General features: G+C 66.9%; 14 protein-coding genes. 5 read left to right on the forward strand and 9 right to left on the reverse strand.

The genetic code is table 11. The features are described 5' to 3' along the window. Positions 1-76: 76 nt before the first annotated feature. The 7 genes from H7A85_RS07340 to H7A85_RS07370 all read right to left on the reverse strand — a co-directional run bounded on the left by H7A85_RS07340 (position 77) and on the right by H7A85_RS07370 (position 7,459). Positions 77-1,093: an extracellular solute-binding protein gene (locus tag H7A85_RS07340; RefSeq protein ID WP_182085540.1), complete on the reverse strand. Its 1,017-nt coding sequence runs from the start codon at positions 1,091-1,093 to the stop codon at positions 77-79. Between the two features lie 242 nt (positions 1,094-1,335). Next, positions 1,336-2,394 carry an ABC transporter ATP-binding protein gene (locus H7A85_RS07345; protein ID WP_182085268.1) on the reverse strand — a complete coding sequence of 353 codons (1,059 nt, stop codon included), beginning with the start codon at positions 2,392-2,394 and terminating at the stop codon, positions 1,336-1,338. A gap of 129 nt (positions 2,395-2,523) precedes the next feature. Continuing rightward, positions 2,524-3,924 (reverse strand): dihydropyrimidinase, encoded by a 1,401-nt coding sequence (gene hydA / locus H7A85_RS07350; protein WP_182085269.1) that lies wholly within the window; start codon positions 3,922-3,924, stop codon positions 2,524-2,526. Continuing rightward, positions 3,921-5,138 (reverse strand): cysteine desulfurase-like protein, encoded by a 1,218-nt coding sequence (locus H7A85_RS07355; protein ID WP_182085270.1) that lies wholly within the window; start codon positions 5,136-5,138, stop codon positions 3,921-3,923. The genes hydA and H7A85_RS07355 overlap by 4 nt, the downstream gene beginning before the upstream one ends. A 48-nt stretch (positions 5,139-5,186) precedes the next feature. Beyond that, the gene (locus H7A85_RS07360; protein ID WP_182085271.1) at positions 5,187-5,927 is read right to left on the reverse strand and encodes an amino acid ABC transporter ATP-binding protein; all 741 of its coding nucleotides are present in this window, start codon (positions 5,925-5,927) and stop codon (positions 5,187-5,189) included. A gap of 1 nt (position 5,928) precedes the next feature. After that, on the reverse strand, positions 5,929-6,603 hold the full coding sequence (locus H7A85_RS07365; protein ID WP_182085272.1) for an amino acid ABC transporter permease: 675 nt from the start codon (positions 6,601-6,603) through the stop codon (positions 5,929-5,931). Positions 6,604-6,673: 70 nt separating this feature from the next. Continuing rightward, positions 6,674-7,459: a transporter substrate-binding domain-containing protein gene (locus H7A85_RS07370; RefSeq protein WP_182085273.1), complete on the reverse strand. Its 786-nt coding sequence runs from the start codon at positions 7,457-7,459 to the stop codon at positions 6,674-6,676. Positions 7,460-7,598: 139 nt separating this feature from the next. On the opposite strand from H7A85_RS07370, the gene H7A85_RS07375 reads away from it, so the two are divergent. Next, positions 7,599-8,021 (forward strand): nuclear transport factor 2 family protein, encoded by a 423-nt coding sequence (locus H7A85_RS07375; RefSeq protein WP_182085274.1) that lies wholly within the window; start codon positions 7,599-7,601, stop codon positions 8,019-8,021. A gap of 6 nt (positions 8,022-8,027) precedes the next feature. Here the strand turns inward: H7A85_RS07375 and H7A85_RS07380 are convergent, their stop codons facing one another. Both H7A85_RS07380 and H7A85_RS07385 read right to left on the reverse strand, forming a co-directional pair. Further along, entirely contained in the window at positions 8,028-8,741 is a 714-nt protein-coding gene (locus H7A85_RS07380) for a GntR family transcriptional regulator (RefSeq protein WP_244631044.1), read from the reverse strand. A gap of 169 nt (positions 8,742-8,910) precedes the next feature. Next, positions 8,911-9,639 carry a GntR family transcriptional regulator gene (locus H7A85_RS07385; protein WP_182085276.1) on the reverse strand — a complete coding sequence of 243 codons (729 nt, stop codon included), beginning with the start codon at positions 9,637-9,639 and terminating at the stop codon, positions 8,911-8,913. Positions 9,640-9,919: 280 nt separating this feature from the next. Between H7A85_RS07385 and H7A85_RS07390 the strand changes: the two genes are divergently transcribed. The 4 genes from H7A85_RS07390 (at position 9,920) to H7A85_RS07405 (ending at position 14,251) form a co-directional block, all read left to right on the forward strand. Further along, entirely contained in the window at positions 9,920-10,906 is a 987-nt protein-coding gene (locus H7A85_RS07390) for an ABC transporter ATP-binding protein (RefSeq protein WP_182085277.1), read from the forward strand. A gap of 42 nt (positions 10,907-10,948) precedes the next feature. Beyond that, complete coding sequence (locus H7A85_RS07395) at positions 10,949-12,259, forward strand: PotD/PotF family extracellular solute-binding protein (RefSeq protein ID WP_182085278.1); 1,311 nt, start codon at positions 10,949-10,951, stop codon at positions 12,257-12,259. 218 nt (positions 12,260-12,477) lie between these two features. Further along, positions 12,478-13,362 carry an ABC transporter permease gene (locus H7A85_RS07400; RefSeq protein WP_182085279.1) on the forward strand — a complete coding sequence of 295 codons (885 nt, stop codon included), beginning with the start codon at positions 12,478-12,480 and terminating at the stop codon, positions 13,360-13,362. Positions 13,363-13,366: 4 nt separating this feature from the next. Then, on the forward strand, positions 13,367-14,251 hold the full coding sequence (locus H7A85_RS07405; RefSeq protein WP_182085280.1) for an ABC transporter permease: 885 nt from the start codon (positions 13,367-13,369) through the stop codon (positions 14,249-14,251). The last annotated feature ends 81 nt before the right edge of the window (positions 14,252-14,332 follow it).

Consider the following 14,332-nt stretch of genomic DNA (forward strand, 5'->3'; position numbering starts at 1 on the left):
GGGGAAACGGGATCGCATGGAAGCCGAGCCAAATCCGGCGAGGAGCGTGGCGCGCCCCGCCGGCCGGTCCTGTTCGTCAGCCGTCGAAGCCGACCTTCTCGGTCAATTCGCTGGCCTCCTTGCGGAACTTCACCCCTTCCACGATGTCGATCGTGTCGGGCTTCAGCGTGCCGAACTCGGCGATCAGGGGATCGACCGTGGCCTTCGTGCTGACCGGGTACTCGAAGTTGGCCTTGGCATAGATGCCCTGCGCCTCGTCGGAGACGAGATATTCGAGGAAGCGAACGGCCTCCGCGCGGTTGGGCGCGTGGCGGGCCACCGCGCCGCCCGTGATGTTGACCTGCGTGCCCCCGCCCTCGAAGGTCGGCAGGATCATCTTGATGCCCTCCGCCCATTGCTGCTGCTCGGGGCCGCCCTTGCCGCTGCGCATGAGGCCGACATAGTAGGAGTTGGCGACGCCGATGTCGCACAGGCCCCCGGTGATGTCGCGCGCGACGTCGCGGTCGCCGCCGCCTGCCGGCCGGGCGAGATTGGCCTTGAGGCCCGTGAGCCAGGTTTCGGCCTCGGCTGCGCCGTGATGGGCGATGAAGGAGCCGGTCAGCGCCACGTTGTAGGGGTGGAGGCCGGAGCGGATGCAGATGCGCTCCTTCCACTTCGGGTCGGCGAGATTCTCGTAGGTGATGGCCGTCAGATCGAGGTCCTTGGCGGCGTAGAGGGCGCGGGCGCGCATCGACAGGGCGAACCAGTGCCCCTCGTCGTCGCGCAGGGTGGCCGGGATCGCGGCATCGAGCGTCGGCGACGTGACGCTCTGCGTCAGCCCGCGGTCGACGAGGTCCACCAGGACGCCGGCATCCACCGTCATCAGGACGTCGGCAGGCGAGCGCTCGCCCTCGGCGGTAACGCGCTCGGCAAGGCCGTCCTTCAGGAAGATCGTGTTGACCTTGGTGCCGGTGCTGGCGGTGAAGGCGTCGATCAGCGGCTGCACGAGGCCGGGTTCGCGCGTCGTGTAGAGGTTGAGTTCGGCCGCCGCCGCGTTCGCCGTCGCGCCGGTCGCCCAAGCCAGCGCGAAGAGCCCCGCTCCGTATCCCTGCATGTTCATCGCCATCCGCCTTTCCCACTCACCGATCGCTTGTCCGATCGATGAGCGCCATGCGCATAGGTGATCGCTTTGGTCAACTTACAGCCTTTGAGGATGAAAAGACGTATCGATGGATGCGCAAAGCTCTGGAGGCGCTTGCGCCCACGTCGTCACTTCCTTCGACTGCGGATGATATTCGATTTTCAAGGATTTAGCAGACGATCGCTGAAAGGGAGACACTCTCGTCTGGAATGCTTCTAAGAGCGGTCCGAGGTTTCGAACACGAAGACTTGTTCCTGGGAAGCTTCCACTGTGACGACGGTCCCCACTTCGGGCCGCATCCTTTGCGTGGAGCGGGCGCGCAGTTCGGTCGCGAGACCGGGCACCGCGACCTGAACCTCCTCGATCTCGCCCAGAAGCGTGCAGCGCGTCACGCGCCCTTCGACGCCGCCGCCCGGCCCGCTGAGGCGAAGGGCATGCGGTCGCACATAGGCGGTCGCCGCGGTGCCGTCCGGCAGGCCGGGGGCCTCGAAGCGGCCGAGCGGGGTCGGAAGATAGCCGTCGCGGCAGGTCCCCTCGATCCGGTTGCAGCTTGCGAAGAACTCCGCCGCATGCGCATCGACCGGGCGGTCGAAGAGGTCGCTCGGCGTCCCCTCCTGGACGATGCGGCCGGCGCGCAGGAGAACCACCCGGTCGCCCGAGGACATCGCTTCCTCCGGGTCGTGCGTCACCATCACCACCGTCGTGCCGAGGTCGCCGAGAATGGCGAGCGTCTCGGTGCGCAGGCGCTCGCGAAGGCCCCGATCAAGATTGGAGAAGGGCTCGTCGAGCAGCATGATGCCCGGTCGCGGGGCGAGCGCGCGCGCCAGCGCCACGCGCTGCTGTTCGCCGCCCGACAGCATATGGGGGAAACGCTCCGCCAGATGCCCGATCCCGAGGCGCGAGATCACCTCCGCGCCGAGCCGCCGCGCCGCCTCGGGCGGCTTGCGCCGCAGGCCGAAGCCGACATTGTCGGCAACGCTGAGATGGGGAAACAGGGCGTAGTCCTGAAACAGGTAGCCGATGCCGCGCTCTTCCGGCTCGACGAAGGTGCCCGGGCCGGTGAGAAGGCGCCCGCCCGCCTCGACCCGCCCGCCCTTGGGCCGCTCGATGCCCGCCAGGATGCGCAGGAGCGTAGTCTTTCCGCAGCCCGAGGATCCGACGAGGCACGCGGTGCCCCCGGCCGGAACCTGGAACGACACCTCGTCGAGGACCCGCACCCCGCCGAATGCGTGGCTGATGGCGGCGACGTCGAGCGGCAGGCTGGGGCGATCCATGGGGCGTCTCGTCGAGTTCGGGAACGCCGGGCCTAACCGGAGAGGCGGACCATGCGCAACCCCGCCCAACTCCCCCGGTCCCGCCCGCGGGCCCGTTCGTCATCCATGCCGACCGATGCCGACCTCTCGTCAGATCGCGGGGAGGGATCGCGGGCGATAGCGTCCGTCGCCGGGCCTGCCGCGCAACTGGCCGTCTTCGATCATCGTCCGGCCGCCGAGCACCACCGTGGTCGGCCAGCCCTGGATCTCGAGTCCCTCGTAGGGGCTGTAGTCGGCGCCGTCGTGGAGATCGGCGTGGCGGATGGTTCGACGCTCCTCCGGATCCCAGACCGCGATGTCGGCATCCATGCCGACCGCGATGCGGCCCTTTCTCTCCAGGCCATAGGTCTTGGCATGGTTGGTGGCGGTCAGCGCCACGAAACGCGGCAGGTCGATGCGCCCCTTCATCACCCCTTCCGAGAAGAGGATCGGCAGGCGCGTCTCGACGCCGGGAATGCCGTTCGGGATGTGGCGGAAGCTCGCTTTGCCCTTCGGGTTCAGCTTGCCCTTCGGATCGTCGTATCGGAACGGGCAGTGGTCGGAGGAGAAGAGGTCGAAGACGCCGGTCTCGAGGCCCATCCAGCACGCGTCCTGGGCGGTGCGGTCGCGCGGGGGCGGCGAGCACACGAACTTGGCGCCTTCCCAGTCCATGCCGTCGAGATCGTCGGCCGTCAGCACGAGGTATTGCGGGCAGGTTTCCCCGATCACCTTGCGCCCGCGGGCCCGCGCCGACCGGATCTCCTCCATCGCCGCCCCGTTGGACACGTGGACGATGACGACCGGCACATCCACCACCTCGGCCAGCGACAGGGCGCGATGCGTCGCCTCGCGCTCCACCGCGACGGGCCGCGTCGTGGCATGGGCGCGCGGCGCGACATCGCCCGATGCCTCGTGCCGGCCGATCAGATAGCGGATCGCGTCCTCGTTCTCGCAATGGACCATGACCAGCGCCCCGGTCCGACGGGCGACATCCATCGTGTCCAGAATTTCCGCGTCGTTCAGCCGAAGGCCCTCGTAGGTCATGAAGACCTTGAACGAGGTGTAGCCGTCCGCCACCAGCGCCGGCAGTTCCTGGCCGAGGACCGAGGCCGTCGGATCGGACACGATGAGATGGAAGGAATGGTCGGTGTAGCAGCGCCCTTCGGCCAGCGCGTGATAGTTCGTGAGAGCGTCGCGCAGCGTCTGGCCCTTCTCCTGCAGGCAGAAGGGAAGAACGGTCGTGTTGCCGCCGAAGAGCGCCGAGCGCGTGCCGCTTTCGAAATCGTCGGCCATCACGATCCCGTCGCCGGACGGTTGCGAGATGTGGACATGGCTGTCGATGCCGCCCGGCAGGACGTAGCGGCCGGTGGCGTCGATCTCCTGCGCCCCCGCCTCCAGCGCCTCGCCGATCTGGACGATGCGCCCGTCGCGGATGCCGATGTCGGCGGCGAAGACGTCCGACGCGGTGGCGAGCGTGCCGCCGCGGATCACGAGGTCGAAGCGCGCCGTCACAGAACGGGCTCCAGCGCCGCGATCAGCCGGTCCACCTCGGCTGGCGTGTTGTAGTGGACCATGGACACGCGCACGACGCCGTCGGTCTGCGTCAGCCCGTGCTCCTCGACGATGCGCTTGGCGTAGAAGTCGCCGTGACGGATGCCGACCTTGGCGCCGTCCACTGCTTCGACGACGGCGCGGGAGGAATCCTGCCGCACGGTGAAGGAGACGGTGGAGACCCGGTCGGCGATCGCGCACGACTTTCGCCCGATTACGCGCACCGAGTTGCGGCTCGCGAGGAAGTCCATCAGGCGCTCGGTCAGCGCCTGCTCCTGGTCCGCGATCCCGGCAAAGCCCGCCTCGATTGCCGCCCGGCCGGGCGCGGCGCCTACGCGCTGCCCCAGTTCCTCGACATAGTCCACCGCGCCGATCGACCCCCACGCGCATTCGTAGTTGATGTTACCCGGCTCCAGCTTGTGGGGCACCCGGCTCTTGTCGAAGAAGTAGTGGTAGATGTTGTCGAGCTCCAGGAGCTTGTCGCGCTTGCCGAACATGACCGCATGGTGCGGCCCGAACACCTTGTAGATGCTGAAGATGTAGTAGTCGGCACCCAGCGCCCTGACGTCGATCGCGCGGTGCGGCGCGTAGGCGACGGCGTCGACGCACAGTTCCGCCCCACCGGCATGCGCGATGTCGGCGATCTCGCGGATCGGGTTGATCGTGCCGAGGATGTTGGAGGCGTGGGTGACGCAGACGAGCTTCGTGCGCTCGTTCATCAGGCCCTTGAGGTCCTCGAGGTCGAGCTCGAAGGTTTCCGGGTCGCATCGCCACCAGCGGATCTTGACGCCGCGCGCCTCGTGTTTCAGCCAAGGGCCGATATTGGCTTCGTGGTCCACGTTGGTGAGGATGATCTCGTCGCCGGGCTGGAGCCGGCCCACCATCGCCTCCGACAGGAAACGGATCAGGATCGTGGTGGAGGCACCCTCGACGATCTCGCCGGGATCGCAGTTCATGAAGCGCGCGAAGGCCTCGCGCGACTGCGCGACGCGGGCGGTGGAGATGCGGCTCGGCTCGTAGCTCGCCCCGGTCTGGACGTTGCTGGTCAGGAGATAGTCGGACACGCGGGCCGCGACGCGCGCCAGCACCTGGGAGCCGCCGGCATTGTCCATGTAGGCCCACTCGCTTCGGAGCGCGGGGAACTGCGAACGGACGAAATCGAGATCGAGGGTCATGGGTTTCAGCCTTGCCGGCGCGTCTTGCCCCGCGCCTGTCTAGTGGAATCAGTGGTTGAGAACGGCGTCGAGAAAGGCGCGCGCGCGCTCGTTGCGGGTCGAGCTGAAGAAGGCGTCGGGCGTCGAGATCTCGCGGATCTCGCCTTCTTCCATGAAGACGATGCGATCGGCGACCTGCCGGGCGAAGCCCATCTCGTGGGTGACGAGAACGAGGGTGACGCCGGAATGAGCGAGGCCCTTGATGACGTCGAGCACCTCGCCGACCATTTCGGGATCGAGCGCCGAGGTCGGCTCGTCGAACAGAAGGATGCGCGGCTCCATCGCCAGCGCCCGGGCGATGCCGACGCGCTGCTGCTGCCCCCCGGACAGCTGCGTCGGAAACTTCTGCGCCTGCGCGCCGATGCCGACGCGCTCCAGGAGCAGCTTGGCCTTGGCCCGGCTGTCCTCCCAGGAGAGCTTCCTCACCCGCACGGGACCCAGCGCCACGTTGTCGATGACGGACAGGTTGGGAAACAGGTTGAAGGCCTGGAACACCATGCCGGTCTGCTGGCGGACGGCCAGAAGGTTGCGACCGCGCTCGACGCGCACGCCGCCGACGAACACGTCCCCTTCGTCGTATTCCTCGAGATGGTTGATGCAGCGGATGAGGGTGGACTTGCCCGAGCCCGACGGCCCGAGCAGCACCACGACCTCGCCGGCCGCGACATCGAGATCGACGCCCCGCAGCGCCTGGAACGTGCCGTAGCGCTTGGAAACGCCGCGCATGCGGATGATGGGTTCGGCGCTCATCTCAGCGGGCCTCCCGCGCCGAATAGCGCTTCTCGAAGCGCGCCACGAGGCGCACCAAGGGTAGGAGCAGCGCGAGATAAAGGAGCGCGGCGCCGATCAGCGGCGTCGGGTTGGCGGCGAGCGCCTGCGCCTGCGTCGCCTGCTTCAGAAGGTCGGGCAGCGCCACGACGGATGCGAGCGCGGTGTCCTTCATCACGTTGATCGAGTTGTTGGTGAGCGGGGGGATGACGATGCGAACGGCCTGCGGCAGAACCACGTCGCGCATCACGTCGATCGCGTTGAGGCCGATCGACTGGGCCGCCTCGAACTGGCCGCGCGGGATCGCCTCGATGCCGGCCCGGTAGATCTCGGCCGTGTAGGCCGAGGACACGGTGGTCAAGGCGAGGCAGGCCGAGGCGAAGGGCGACAGGCGGATACCGACGAAGGGAAAGGCGTAGTAGACGATCACCAGCCAGACCAGGACGGGCAACGCGCGGAACACGTCGATATAGGCGATCGCGAGCCAGCGGAGGGGGCCGGGCGCGTAGAGGCGCACCAGCGCCAAAGCGAGGCCCCCCACGAGCCCCAAGACGATCGACAGGCCACCCAGAAGGATGGTCCGCCACAGCCCCTGGAGAAGCTGGGGCATCGAGCGCCACAGGACGTCGACGTTGAAGAAGGTGGTGACGATGTCCATGCCGGGCCTTGCGAAGGGATCGGGAACCGGACGCGAGCGGCGCCCGCGTCCGGCCAAGCGTCGGGGTGGATCAGAGCTTGGGCGCGTCGGCGACCTTCACGGTCGAGGTCGAGGCGTCGGGCTTGGTGCCGAACCACTTCTCGTGGAGCTGCGCCAGGAACCCGTCCGTCTTCAGTTCGGTGATCGCCTTGGTAGCCTCGGCGACCAGCGGCGAATCCTTGGCGAACATGATCGAATACTGCTCGCCCGTCGGGATGCGCTCCACCACGGCATAGTCCGGCTTGTCCTTGATGTAGTAGGCGACGGCCGGAATGTCGGAGATGTAGCCGTCGATGCGTCCGGCCGCCAGATCCAGCATGGCGGGCGACAGGCCCTCGAAGCGGCGGATCTCGGACAGGCCGAGTTCCGTCTCGTGGGCCGTGGCGTAGATGTCGCCGGTGGAGCCGGTGTCGACGCCGACCACCTTGCCCTTCAGCCCGGACAGGCCCTGGATGCCGGACGCCTTCAGGACGGACAACGACTGGTCGCTGTCGTAGTAGGGCTGGGCGAAGGAGACCGATTCCAGCCGCTTTTTGGTGATGGTGATGGACGAGATCGCCGCGTCGATCCGCCCCGACTGGACGGCCGAGAACAGGCCGTTGAAGGGGATGTTCTCGACCTGGACGTCGTCATAGCCCATGCGCTTGGCGACTTCCCGGACGAGTTCGACCTCGAAGCCGACGATCTCGGACGAGGCGTCCTGGAACTCCCAGGGGACGTTGCCGACATTGGCGCCGACTGTCAGCGACTTGGCGAGAGCAGGGCTGGCGAAGGCGATCGCGGCGGCCGCCAGGGCGGCCAGTTTGATGCGGGTCATGTCGGCTCCTTCGTGAAAGCGGGGGAGGGTCGTTACGTCAGGGATGCACGATTGGTCAAAAATCAGGCATAAACGTCGTATGCACTCGGCCGGTCAATTTGTATGGGCCCTATCCGCCTTTGTGAAGAGGAAAAACAGAATGGATGTCAAATCGCATACAGTATCGCTTGCGAACGGTGCCGACGACGTGGAGATCGTGCGTGCCTATCTCGACGCATCCATGGTTCCCGACCCCGAGCGCGCCGCAACCTTCATGGCGCCGGGTTGCACCATCACCTTCACCGGCGGTCGCGTGTTCGACCATCCGCGCGGTCCCGCATCGGTCAACGCGGCGCGCTACAGGTGGGTGAAGAAGCGGATGGAGCGGTTCGACGTCGCGCCCTCGGATGACCGGACCGTGGTCTACTCGATCGGCTTCCTCTACGGGGAATGGCCCGATGGAACGCCTTTCGACGGCAATCGCTACGTCGATCGTTTCGAAGTGTCGGGCGGGCGCATCACGAAGATGGACGTCTGGAACGACAGTGCGGAGTGGATCCTGGATCCCGCCCTGCGCCGCTGAGGCGCATCAGTTCTCGACGGCCTGCCGGCGTCGGCGCGGGGTCACGGCTTCGGCTTCGGCGTAGGGCGCCAGAATGTCCATCAGGTCGCCCCGGGCCTCCGGCGCCTTCAGGAGCGCGCGCTGGGCCACCTGATCGAGGTGGTGGGCCATGAGTTCGCCCGCCCGCGCCTCGTCTCCCGCCTCCAGGGCGGCCAAGACGTCGCGATGCTCGGAAATGGCGCATTCGGGAGAATGGGGCCGCCCGAAGGTCGCCAGCGACAGGCAGGAACGATACGCCGTCTCGCGCACGTAGCGCGACAGCGTCGGGCGCCCCGTCATCTCGGCGAGGCGGACATGGAACTCGGTCGCCAGGCGCAGCGAGGTGGTTTCGGACCCGCCCCGTGCCGCTTCCTCGGCATCCACATGGGCGGCGAGCTCGGCGAGCTGGCGCGGCGACAGCCGCCCCGCCAGGCGCCGCACCACGAGGCGCTCGAGCTCGATGCGGATGTCGAATTCGTCCCGCGCGTCCTCGAAGGAAGGCGTGGCGACCACCGCGATCCGGTTGCGGCGCAGCTCCACCAATCCCTCGGATGCCAACTGTCCCAAGGCATGGCGCGCCAGGGTGCGGCTGACACCGAAGCGCTCGCCGAGCTGGTCCTCCGGCAGCTTGTCGCCCGGCGCCAGAGCGCGCTCCAGAATGGCGCGCCGGATGGCGCGGCAGATCACGGAAGCTCGGTCCATCGCATCCCCATGCCCGTTCGCAAGCAGTTCCTTCGTCACGCCCCGTCGTCCTTCAGCGTCCATCGCACCGGGCACCTAGCATCCGCGGCGGGTAGGAGCCAAACGCTTCCTGAAAGCTGGCTAAAATCCACAGACGCTGATTGCATGCACTTCGGTCGGAAGTTCGCATTTAGTCTTCATCGGTGGATTGGGCTTTCGCCACTTCGATACCGAGGGCGACCGAGAGGTTTGAAGGCGCGCGCGGCGGCGACAGGTCGAGCTGATCGAAGAGCGCTTCGACATGCTCGCGCATCAAGCGGGCGGACAGGGCGGGCTGGCCGCCGGAAATGGCCTCGATCAGCTGGAGATGGGCCGCGTTCGCGCATGGTTCCTGCGGCTGGCGCCAGTAGAGCGAGATCACCAGAGAGGACCGGGACAGCAGCTCGCCCACGATGTCCGACAGGACACCATGGCCGGCAATCCCGGCGATGCGTCGATGGAAGTCGGCGGAGTGGAAGACGGCCTCGCGCGGATTGTCGAGGTGCAGGGCGTGGTGCTCGGCGTCGATCGACGCGCGCAGCGCCTGCGTGTCGGCCGGCCGCATTCGGCGGGCGGCCCTTGCCGCGAGTTCGGGCTCGATCAACGCCCGTGCCTCGAAGATTTCGCGCGCTTCCTCGGGGCCGGGACACGCCACGCAGGCACCCTTGTTGCGCCGAAGGAGGACGACGCCCTGACGGGCGAGATCCTGGAGCGCGACACGCACCAGGGTCCGGCTGACCCCGTAGAGCGCCGCGATCTCCTCCTCCACCAGCTTGGCGCCCGGCGCGAGGCGATGCCGGATGATGGCGTCGAGGATGCCGTCGTGGATCGGACGCCACGATGCGTCGCTTCGCTTCCGTTCTGGCGAACCGTCCCGCAAATCCGTCGTTTCTCCGTCGCAAGCGGACTGGCCGCCCTTGAGTGATCGGCCACGGGCCAGCATGCCACCGGTTCACGGGGCAGCCAATCGCCGATCGCGCACAATCGTTGTGTACAATTTACGCAAGGCGCTGAATTCCTGAGCGCCGTTTCCCGTGCGCTGCGTGGTGCGAACTGCGCCCTTCGAGCGTGAAATCCCAAATCGTCCCGCCGCGGGAGCGGTTCTCTGGGGTTGGCATGGTTCCTGCTTGTCATCGTTCGAAGGAAACGATGAGGCGGGCATGGCGGCAGGCAATCTCGAACTGGTCAAGCTGACCAAGCGCTACGGCCAGACGGTCGCGGTGGACGCGATCGACCTGCGCATTCCCGCCGGGACCTATTGCTGTTTCCTCGGCCCGTCCGGTTGCGGCAAGTCCTCGACGCTCCGGATGATCGCCGGCCACGAAAGCGCCAGCGGGGGCGATATCATTCTGGGTGCCTCGAACGTCACCGACCTTCCGCCCGCCCGGCGCGGTACGGCGATGATGTTCCAGTCATATGCGCTGTTTCCCCATCTGACGGTGCGCGACAACATCGCCTTTTCCTTGAAGATGAAGGGTGTCGCCAAGGCGGAGCGATACGCCAAGGCGCGCGCCGTCATGGATCTCGTCGATCTCCACCGGTTCGAGGCGCGCATGCCCGCGCAGCTGTCCGGCGGCCAGCAGCAGCGCGTGGCGCTCGCCCGCGCGCTCGTCACCGATCCCAGCATCCTCCTCCTCGACGAGCCGCTTTCGGCGCTCGACCCGTTCCTGCGCCTCAAGGTGCGCACCGAGCTGAAGCGCCTCCAGCGCGAACTCGGCATCTCCTTCCTCCACGTCACCCACGGGCAGGACGAGGCGATGGCGCTCGCCGACCTCGTGGTCATCATGAAGGACGGGCGCATCGAGCAGTCCGGCACGCCGCAGGACGTCTTCCACCGGCCCGCCACCGCCTTCGTCGCCCGCTTCATGGGCGGGCACAACGTCCTGACCCTCGACGGACGCGCCGTCACCGTGCGCGCCGACCGGGTGCGCCTCGGGCAGGGCGGGGAGGCGGCTCGAACGCTCACCGGCGAGGTGCGCGGCGTCGAATACGGCGGCGCCACTGTCACCGTGGTGCTGGCGGCCGGCGAGGCCGGTGAGATCACCGCCGTGATCGCCGAGGAGGACTATGCCCGCACGCCCGCCGAGCTCGGCCAGACCCGGCCGATGCATTGGGCGCGCGCCGACGAATACGCCCTGGCGGCCTGAACAATCCATCCGTTCCTTGATCTTTCCCAGGAGATGCAGCCCATGACCGATACAAAGAAGCCCGCGATCCCCTCCGTCGGCATCGATCGCCGCACCTTCCTCAAGGGCGGCACGGCTGCGGCGGGCGCCGCCTTCGTGTCCGGCGCGGCCGTGACCGGCTTTCCCTTCGTGCGCTCGGCCCGCGCGCAGGAGGCCAAGACCCTGCGCTATCTCGGCACCGCCGTGAACCAGTCCACCGAGATCGCCGCCAAGGTGAAGGAGGATCTCGGCATCACGCTCGAATACATCCCCGTCACCACCGACGAGGTGACCAAGCGCATCATCACCCAGCCGAACACGTTCGACATCGTCGACACCGAATACTTCGCGCTCAAGAAGTTCGTGCCGACCGGCAACCTGATGGGCATGGACGCCAAGCGCATCACCGAATTCGACAACATCACCACCGTCTTCACCAAGGGCGAGATCGACGGAAAGAAGATCGGCGACCAGGGTACCGCCCCTTGGAAGGTGCTTTATCTTGAGGGCAACAAGTCCAAGAGCTTCGCCGCCTCGCCGACCGAGTGGATCTCGCTCATCCCCACAACCTACAACGCCGACACGCTCGGCATCCGGCCCGACCTCATCGGGCGCCCGATCGAAAGCTGGGCCGAGCTCCTGAACCCGGAGTTCAAGGGCAAGGCGTCGATCCTGAACATTCCCTCGATCGGCATCATGGACGCGGCCATGGTGATCGAGGCGACCGGCGCCTACAAGTATCCCGACAAGGGCAACATGACCCGCGACGAGATCGACATGACGATCGACAAGCTGATCGAGGCCAAGCAGGCCGGTCAGTTCCGCGCGCTCTGGTCCGACTTCAATGAAAGCGTCAACCTGATGTCGTCCGGCGAGACGGTGATCCAGTCCATGTGGTCGCCCGCCGTCACCGCCGTGCGGGCCAAGGGCATCGACTGCGTGTTCCAGCCGCTGAAGGAGGGCTACCGCGCCTGGGCCTCCGGCTTCGCCCTGCCGTCCACCCTGGAAGGCCCCAAGCTCGACGCCGCCTACGAGTTCGTCAATTGGTTCCTGTCCGGCTGGGCCGGCGCCTTCCTGAACCGTCAGGGCTATTATTCCGGCGTCCTGACGACGGCCCAGAAGTCCATGGAGCCCTACGAGTGGGCCTACTGGATGGAAGGCAAGCCGGCGGAGCAGGACATCAAGTCCCCGCAGGGGCAGACGATCGCCCTGAAGGGGGCGACCCGCGACGGCGGCTCCTTTGACCAGCGCATGGGCGCCGTCGCCTGCTGGAACGCGGTGATGGACGAGGACGCCTATATGATCCGCAAATGGAACGAGTTCGTCGCGGCTTGAGGCGCGAGGAAGGCAGGGGCGCTGCCCCTGCGACCCCGGCAGGGGAAATGATTTCCCCTGCACCCCTCTTCATTTGAGGAGGTTTCCCCGACCGGGGCGGGCCGCGGGCCCGCCCCGGTCGGGGACAGGTCATCCAACGAAAAGAAGGGTCCGGGAAGCCTTCCCGGGCGGGGACCGGGGTGGCAGCCCCGCACCTTGCGCGCCCGCCACGGAGCCTCATGACCGCATCCAATCGCACGGGGCTTGCGCCCTATCTGCAGGCCATGCCGCTCGGGCTGGTGTTTCTCGTGTTTCTCGTGGTGCCGCTCGTCTTCATCGTGATGGTGAGCTTCTGGACCTACGAGAACTACCAGATCCAGCCCGCCTTCACCCTGCAGAACTACGCGGACGTCTTCGACCGCTGCATCACGCGGCTGCCGACCCTGTGCACGACGTTCCGCACGTATGTCTCGACCTTGAGCTTCGCGCTGACGGTTTGGGCGCTGACGCTCGGCATCGGCTTCACCATCGCCTACTTCCTGGCCTTCGAGGTGCGCTCCAAGGCGATCCAGTCGGTTCTGTTCCTGGTCTGCACGATCCCGTTCTGGACCTCCAACGTCATCCGTATGATCTCGTGGATCCCCCTTCTGGGTCGCGAGGGGCTGGTGAACCGGACCCTCCTCGGCCTCGGGATGATCGACCGGCCGCTGGAATGGCTGCTCTACTCGTCCTTTTCGGTGACGCTGACGCTGGTCCACCTGTTCACCTTCTTCATGGTGGTGCCGATCTACAATTCGATGCTGCGCATCGACCGCTCGCTGATCGAGGCGGCGCGGGATGCGGGTGCCGGCGGCTGGCAGATCCTGTGGAACGTGATCGTGCCGCTGTCCAAGACCGGCATCGCCATCGGCTCGATCTTCGTTCTCACCATCGTCATGGGCGACTTCATCACGGTCGGCCTGATGGGCGGCCAGCAGATCGCCTCGGTCGGCAAGACGATCCAGACCGAGATCAGCTATCTCCAGTTCCCGGTCGCCGCGGCCAATGCCGTGGTGCTGCTGGCCACCGTGCTCCTGATCGTGTTCGCGCTTCTGCGCGTCGTCGACATCCGCAAGGAGCTGTAGAACCATGCACGAGAAACGCTCGCGCGCCTTCTGGCCCCTGTCAATCTTCTTCGCCCTGTTCGTCCTCTTCCTCTACGGGCCGACGCTCACCGTTCTGATCCTGTCCTTCCAGGGGCCGGCGGGCGGCCTGACCTTCCCGATGAACGGGGTGTCGACGCATTGGTTCGGCGTCCTGTGGGCGGGGCTCGGCGTCGTCGATGTCTGGGCGGCGTTTGCGCGGTCCCTTCGGCTCGGCCTCGTCGTCACCGCTTTGACGGTGGTGATCTCGGTGCTGGCGGGGCTCGCGTTCCGCCGGCGGTTCCGGGGGTCGACGCTCCTGTTCTACACGGCGATCGCCTCGCTGATCCTGCCCTCGATCGCCGTTTCGCTCGGCATCGCGCTGGAGTTCCGTCTCTTCGATGATTTCGTGAAGGCCTACGGGCTCGGCGGTTCCGGCTTCCAGTCGGCGATGGGCCTCTTCACCTCGGCGCTCGGCGCGCACCTAACCTGGACGTTGCCCTTCGGCATGCTGGTAATGTTCGCCGTGTTCAACCGCTTCGATCCGGCCTACGAGGAGGCCGCGCGCGACCTCGGCGCGACGCCCTGGCAGACGTTCCGCCACGTCGTCCTGCCGATCATCGCGCCTTACGTCGTCGGCGTCGCGCTCTTCGGCTTCACCCTGTCCTGGGACGAGATCGCGAGAACCTCCCAGGCGATCGGCGGACCCAACACGCTGCCGCTCGAACTCCAGGGCCTGACCACCACCGTCACGACGCCGGCGATCTACGCGCTGGGAACGCTGACGACGGCCGTGTCCTTCCTGGTCATCGGCCTGACGCTCGCCACCGCGCTCGTCCTGCGCGCTCGGCGCATGCGCGGCGCCTCCGACGCCGGCAAAGGGACGCTATGACATATCGACACCCAAACGCCGGATAGGCCGCTGCGCATAAAATAAGCAGGCCTCCAATCTCGGCAATTCCTGTTGACGCGC

Source organism: Aureimonas sp. ME7 (assembly GCF_903970965.1).
Lineage (GTDB): Bacteria > Pseudomonadota > Alphaproteobacteria > Rhizobiales > Rhizobiaceae > Aureimonas.

Bases quoted from the DNA above. Each gene is read 5' to 3' on its own strand.
- H7A85_RS07360 (WP_182085271.1), bottom strand. From the start codon at position 5,927: ATGAGCGCCGAACCCATCATCCGCATGCGCGGCGTTTCCAAGCGCTAC.
- H7A85_RS07380 (WP_244631044.1), bottom strand. From the start codon at position 8,741: ATGGACCGAGCTTCCGTGATCTGCCGCGCCATCCGGCGCGCCATTCTG.
- H7A85_RS07395 (WP_182085278.1), top strand. From the start codon at position 10,949: ATGACCGATACAAAGAAGCCCGCGATCCCCTCCGTCGGCATCGATCGC.
- H7A85_RS07390 (WP_182085277.1), top strand. From the start codon at position 9,920: ATGGCGGCAGGCAATCTCGAACTGGTCAAGCTGACCAAGCGCTACGGC.
- H7A85_RS07405 (WP_182085280.1), top strand. From the start codon at position 13,367: ATGCACGAGAAACGCTCGCGCGCCTTCTGGCCCCTGTCAATCTTCTTC.
- H7A85_RS07365 (WP_182085272.1), bottom strand. From the start codon at position 6,603: ATGGACATCGTCACCACCTTCTTCAACGTCGACGTCCTGTGGCGCTCG.
- H7A85_RS07375 (WP_182085274.1), top strand. From the start codon at position 7,599: ATGGATGTCAAATCGCATACAGTATCGCTTGCGAACGGTGCCGACGAC.
- H7A85_RS07355 (WP_182085270.1), bottom strand. From the start codon at position 5,138: ATGACCCTCGATCTCGATTTCGTCCGTTCGCAGTTCCCCGCGCTCCGA.
- H7A85_RS07340 (WP_182085540.1), bottom strand. From the start codon at position 1,093: ATGCAGGGATACGGAGCGGGGCTCTTCGCGCTGGCTTGGGCGACCGGC.
- H7A85_RS07345 (WP_182085268.1), bottom strand. From the start codon at position 2,394: ATGGATCGCCCCAGCCTGCCGCTCGACGTCGCCGCCATCAGCCACGCA.
- H7A85_RS07370 (WP_182085273.1), bottom strand. From the start codon at position 7,459: ATGACCCGCATCAAACTGGCCGCCCTGGCGGCCGCCGCGATCGCCTTC.
- H7A85_RS07400 (WP_182085279.1), top strand. From the start codon at position 12,478: ATGACCGCATCCAATCGCACGGGGCTTGCGCCCTATCTGCAGGCCATG.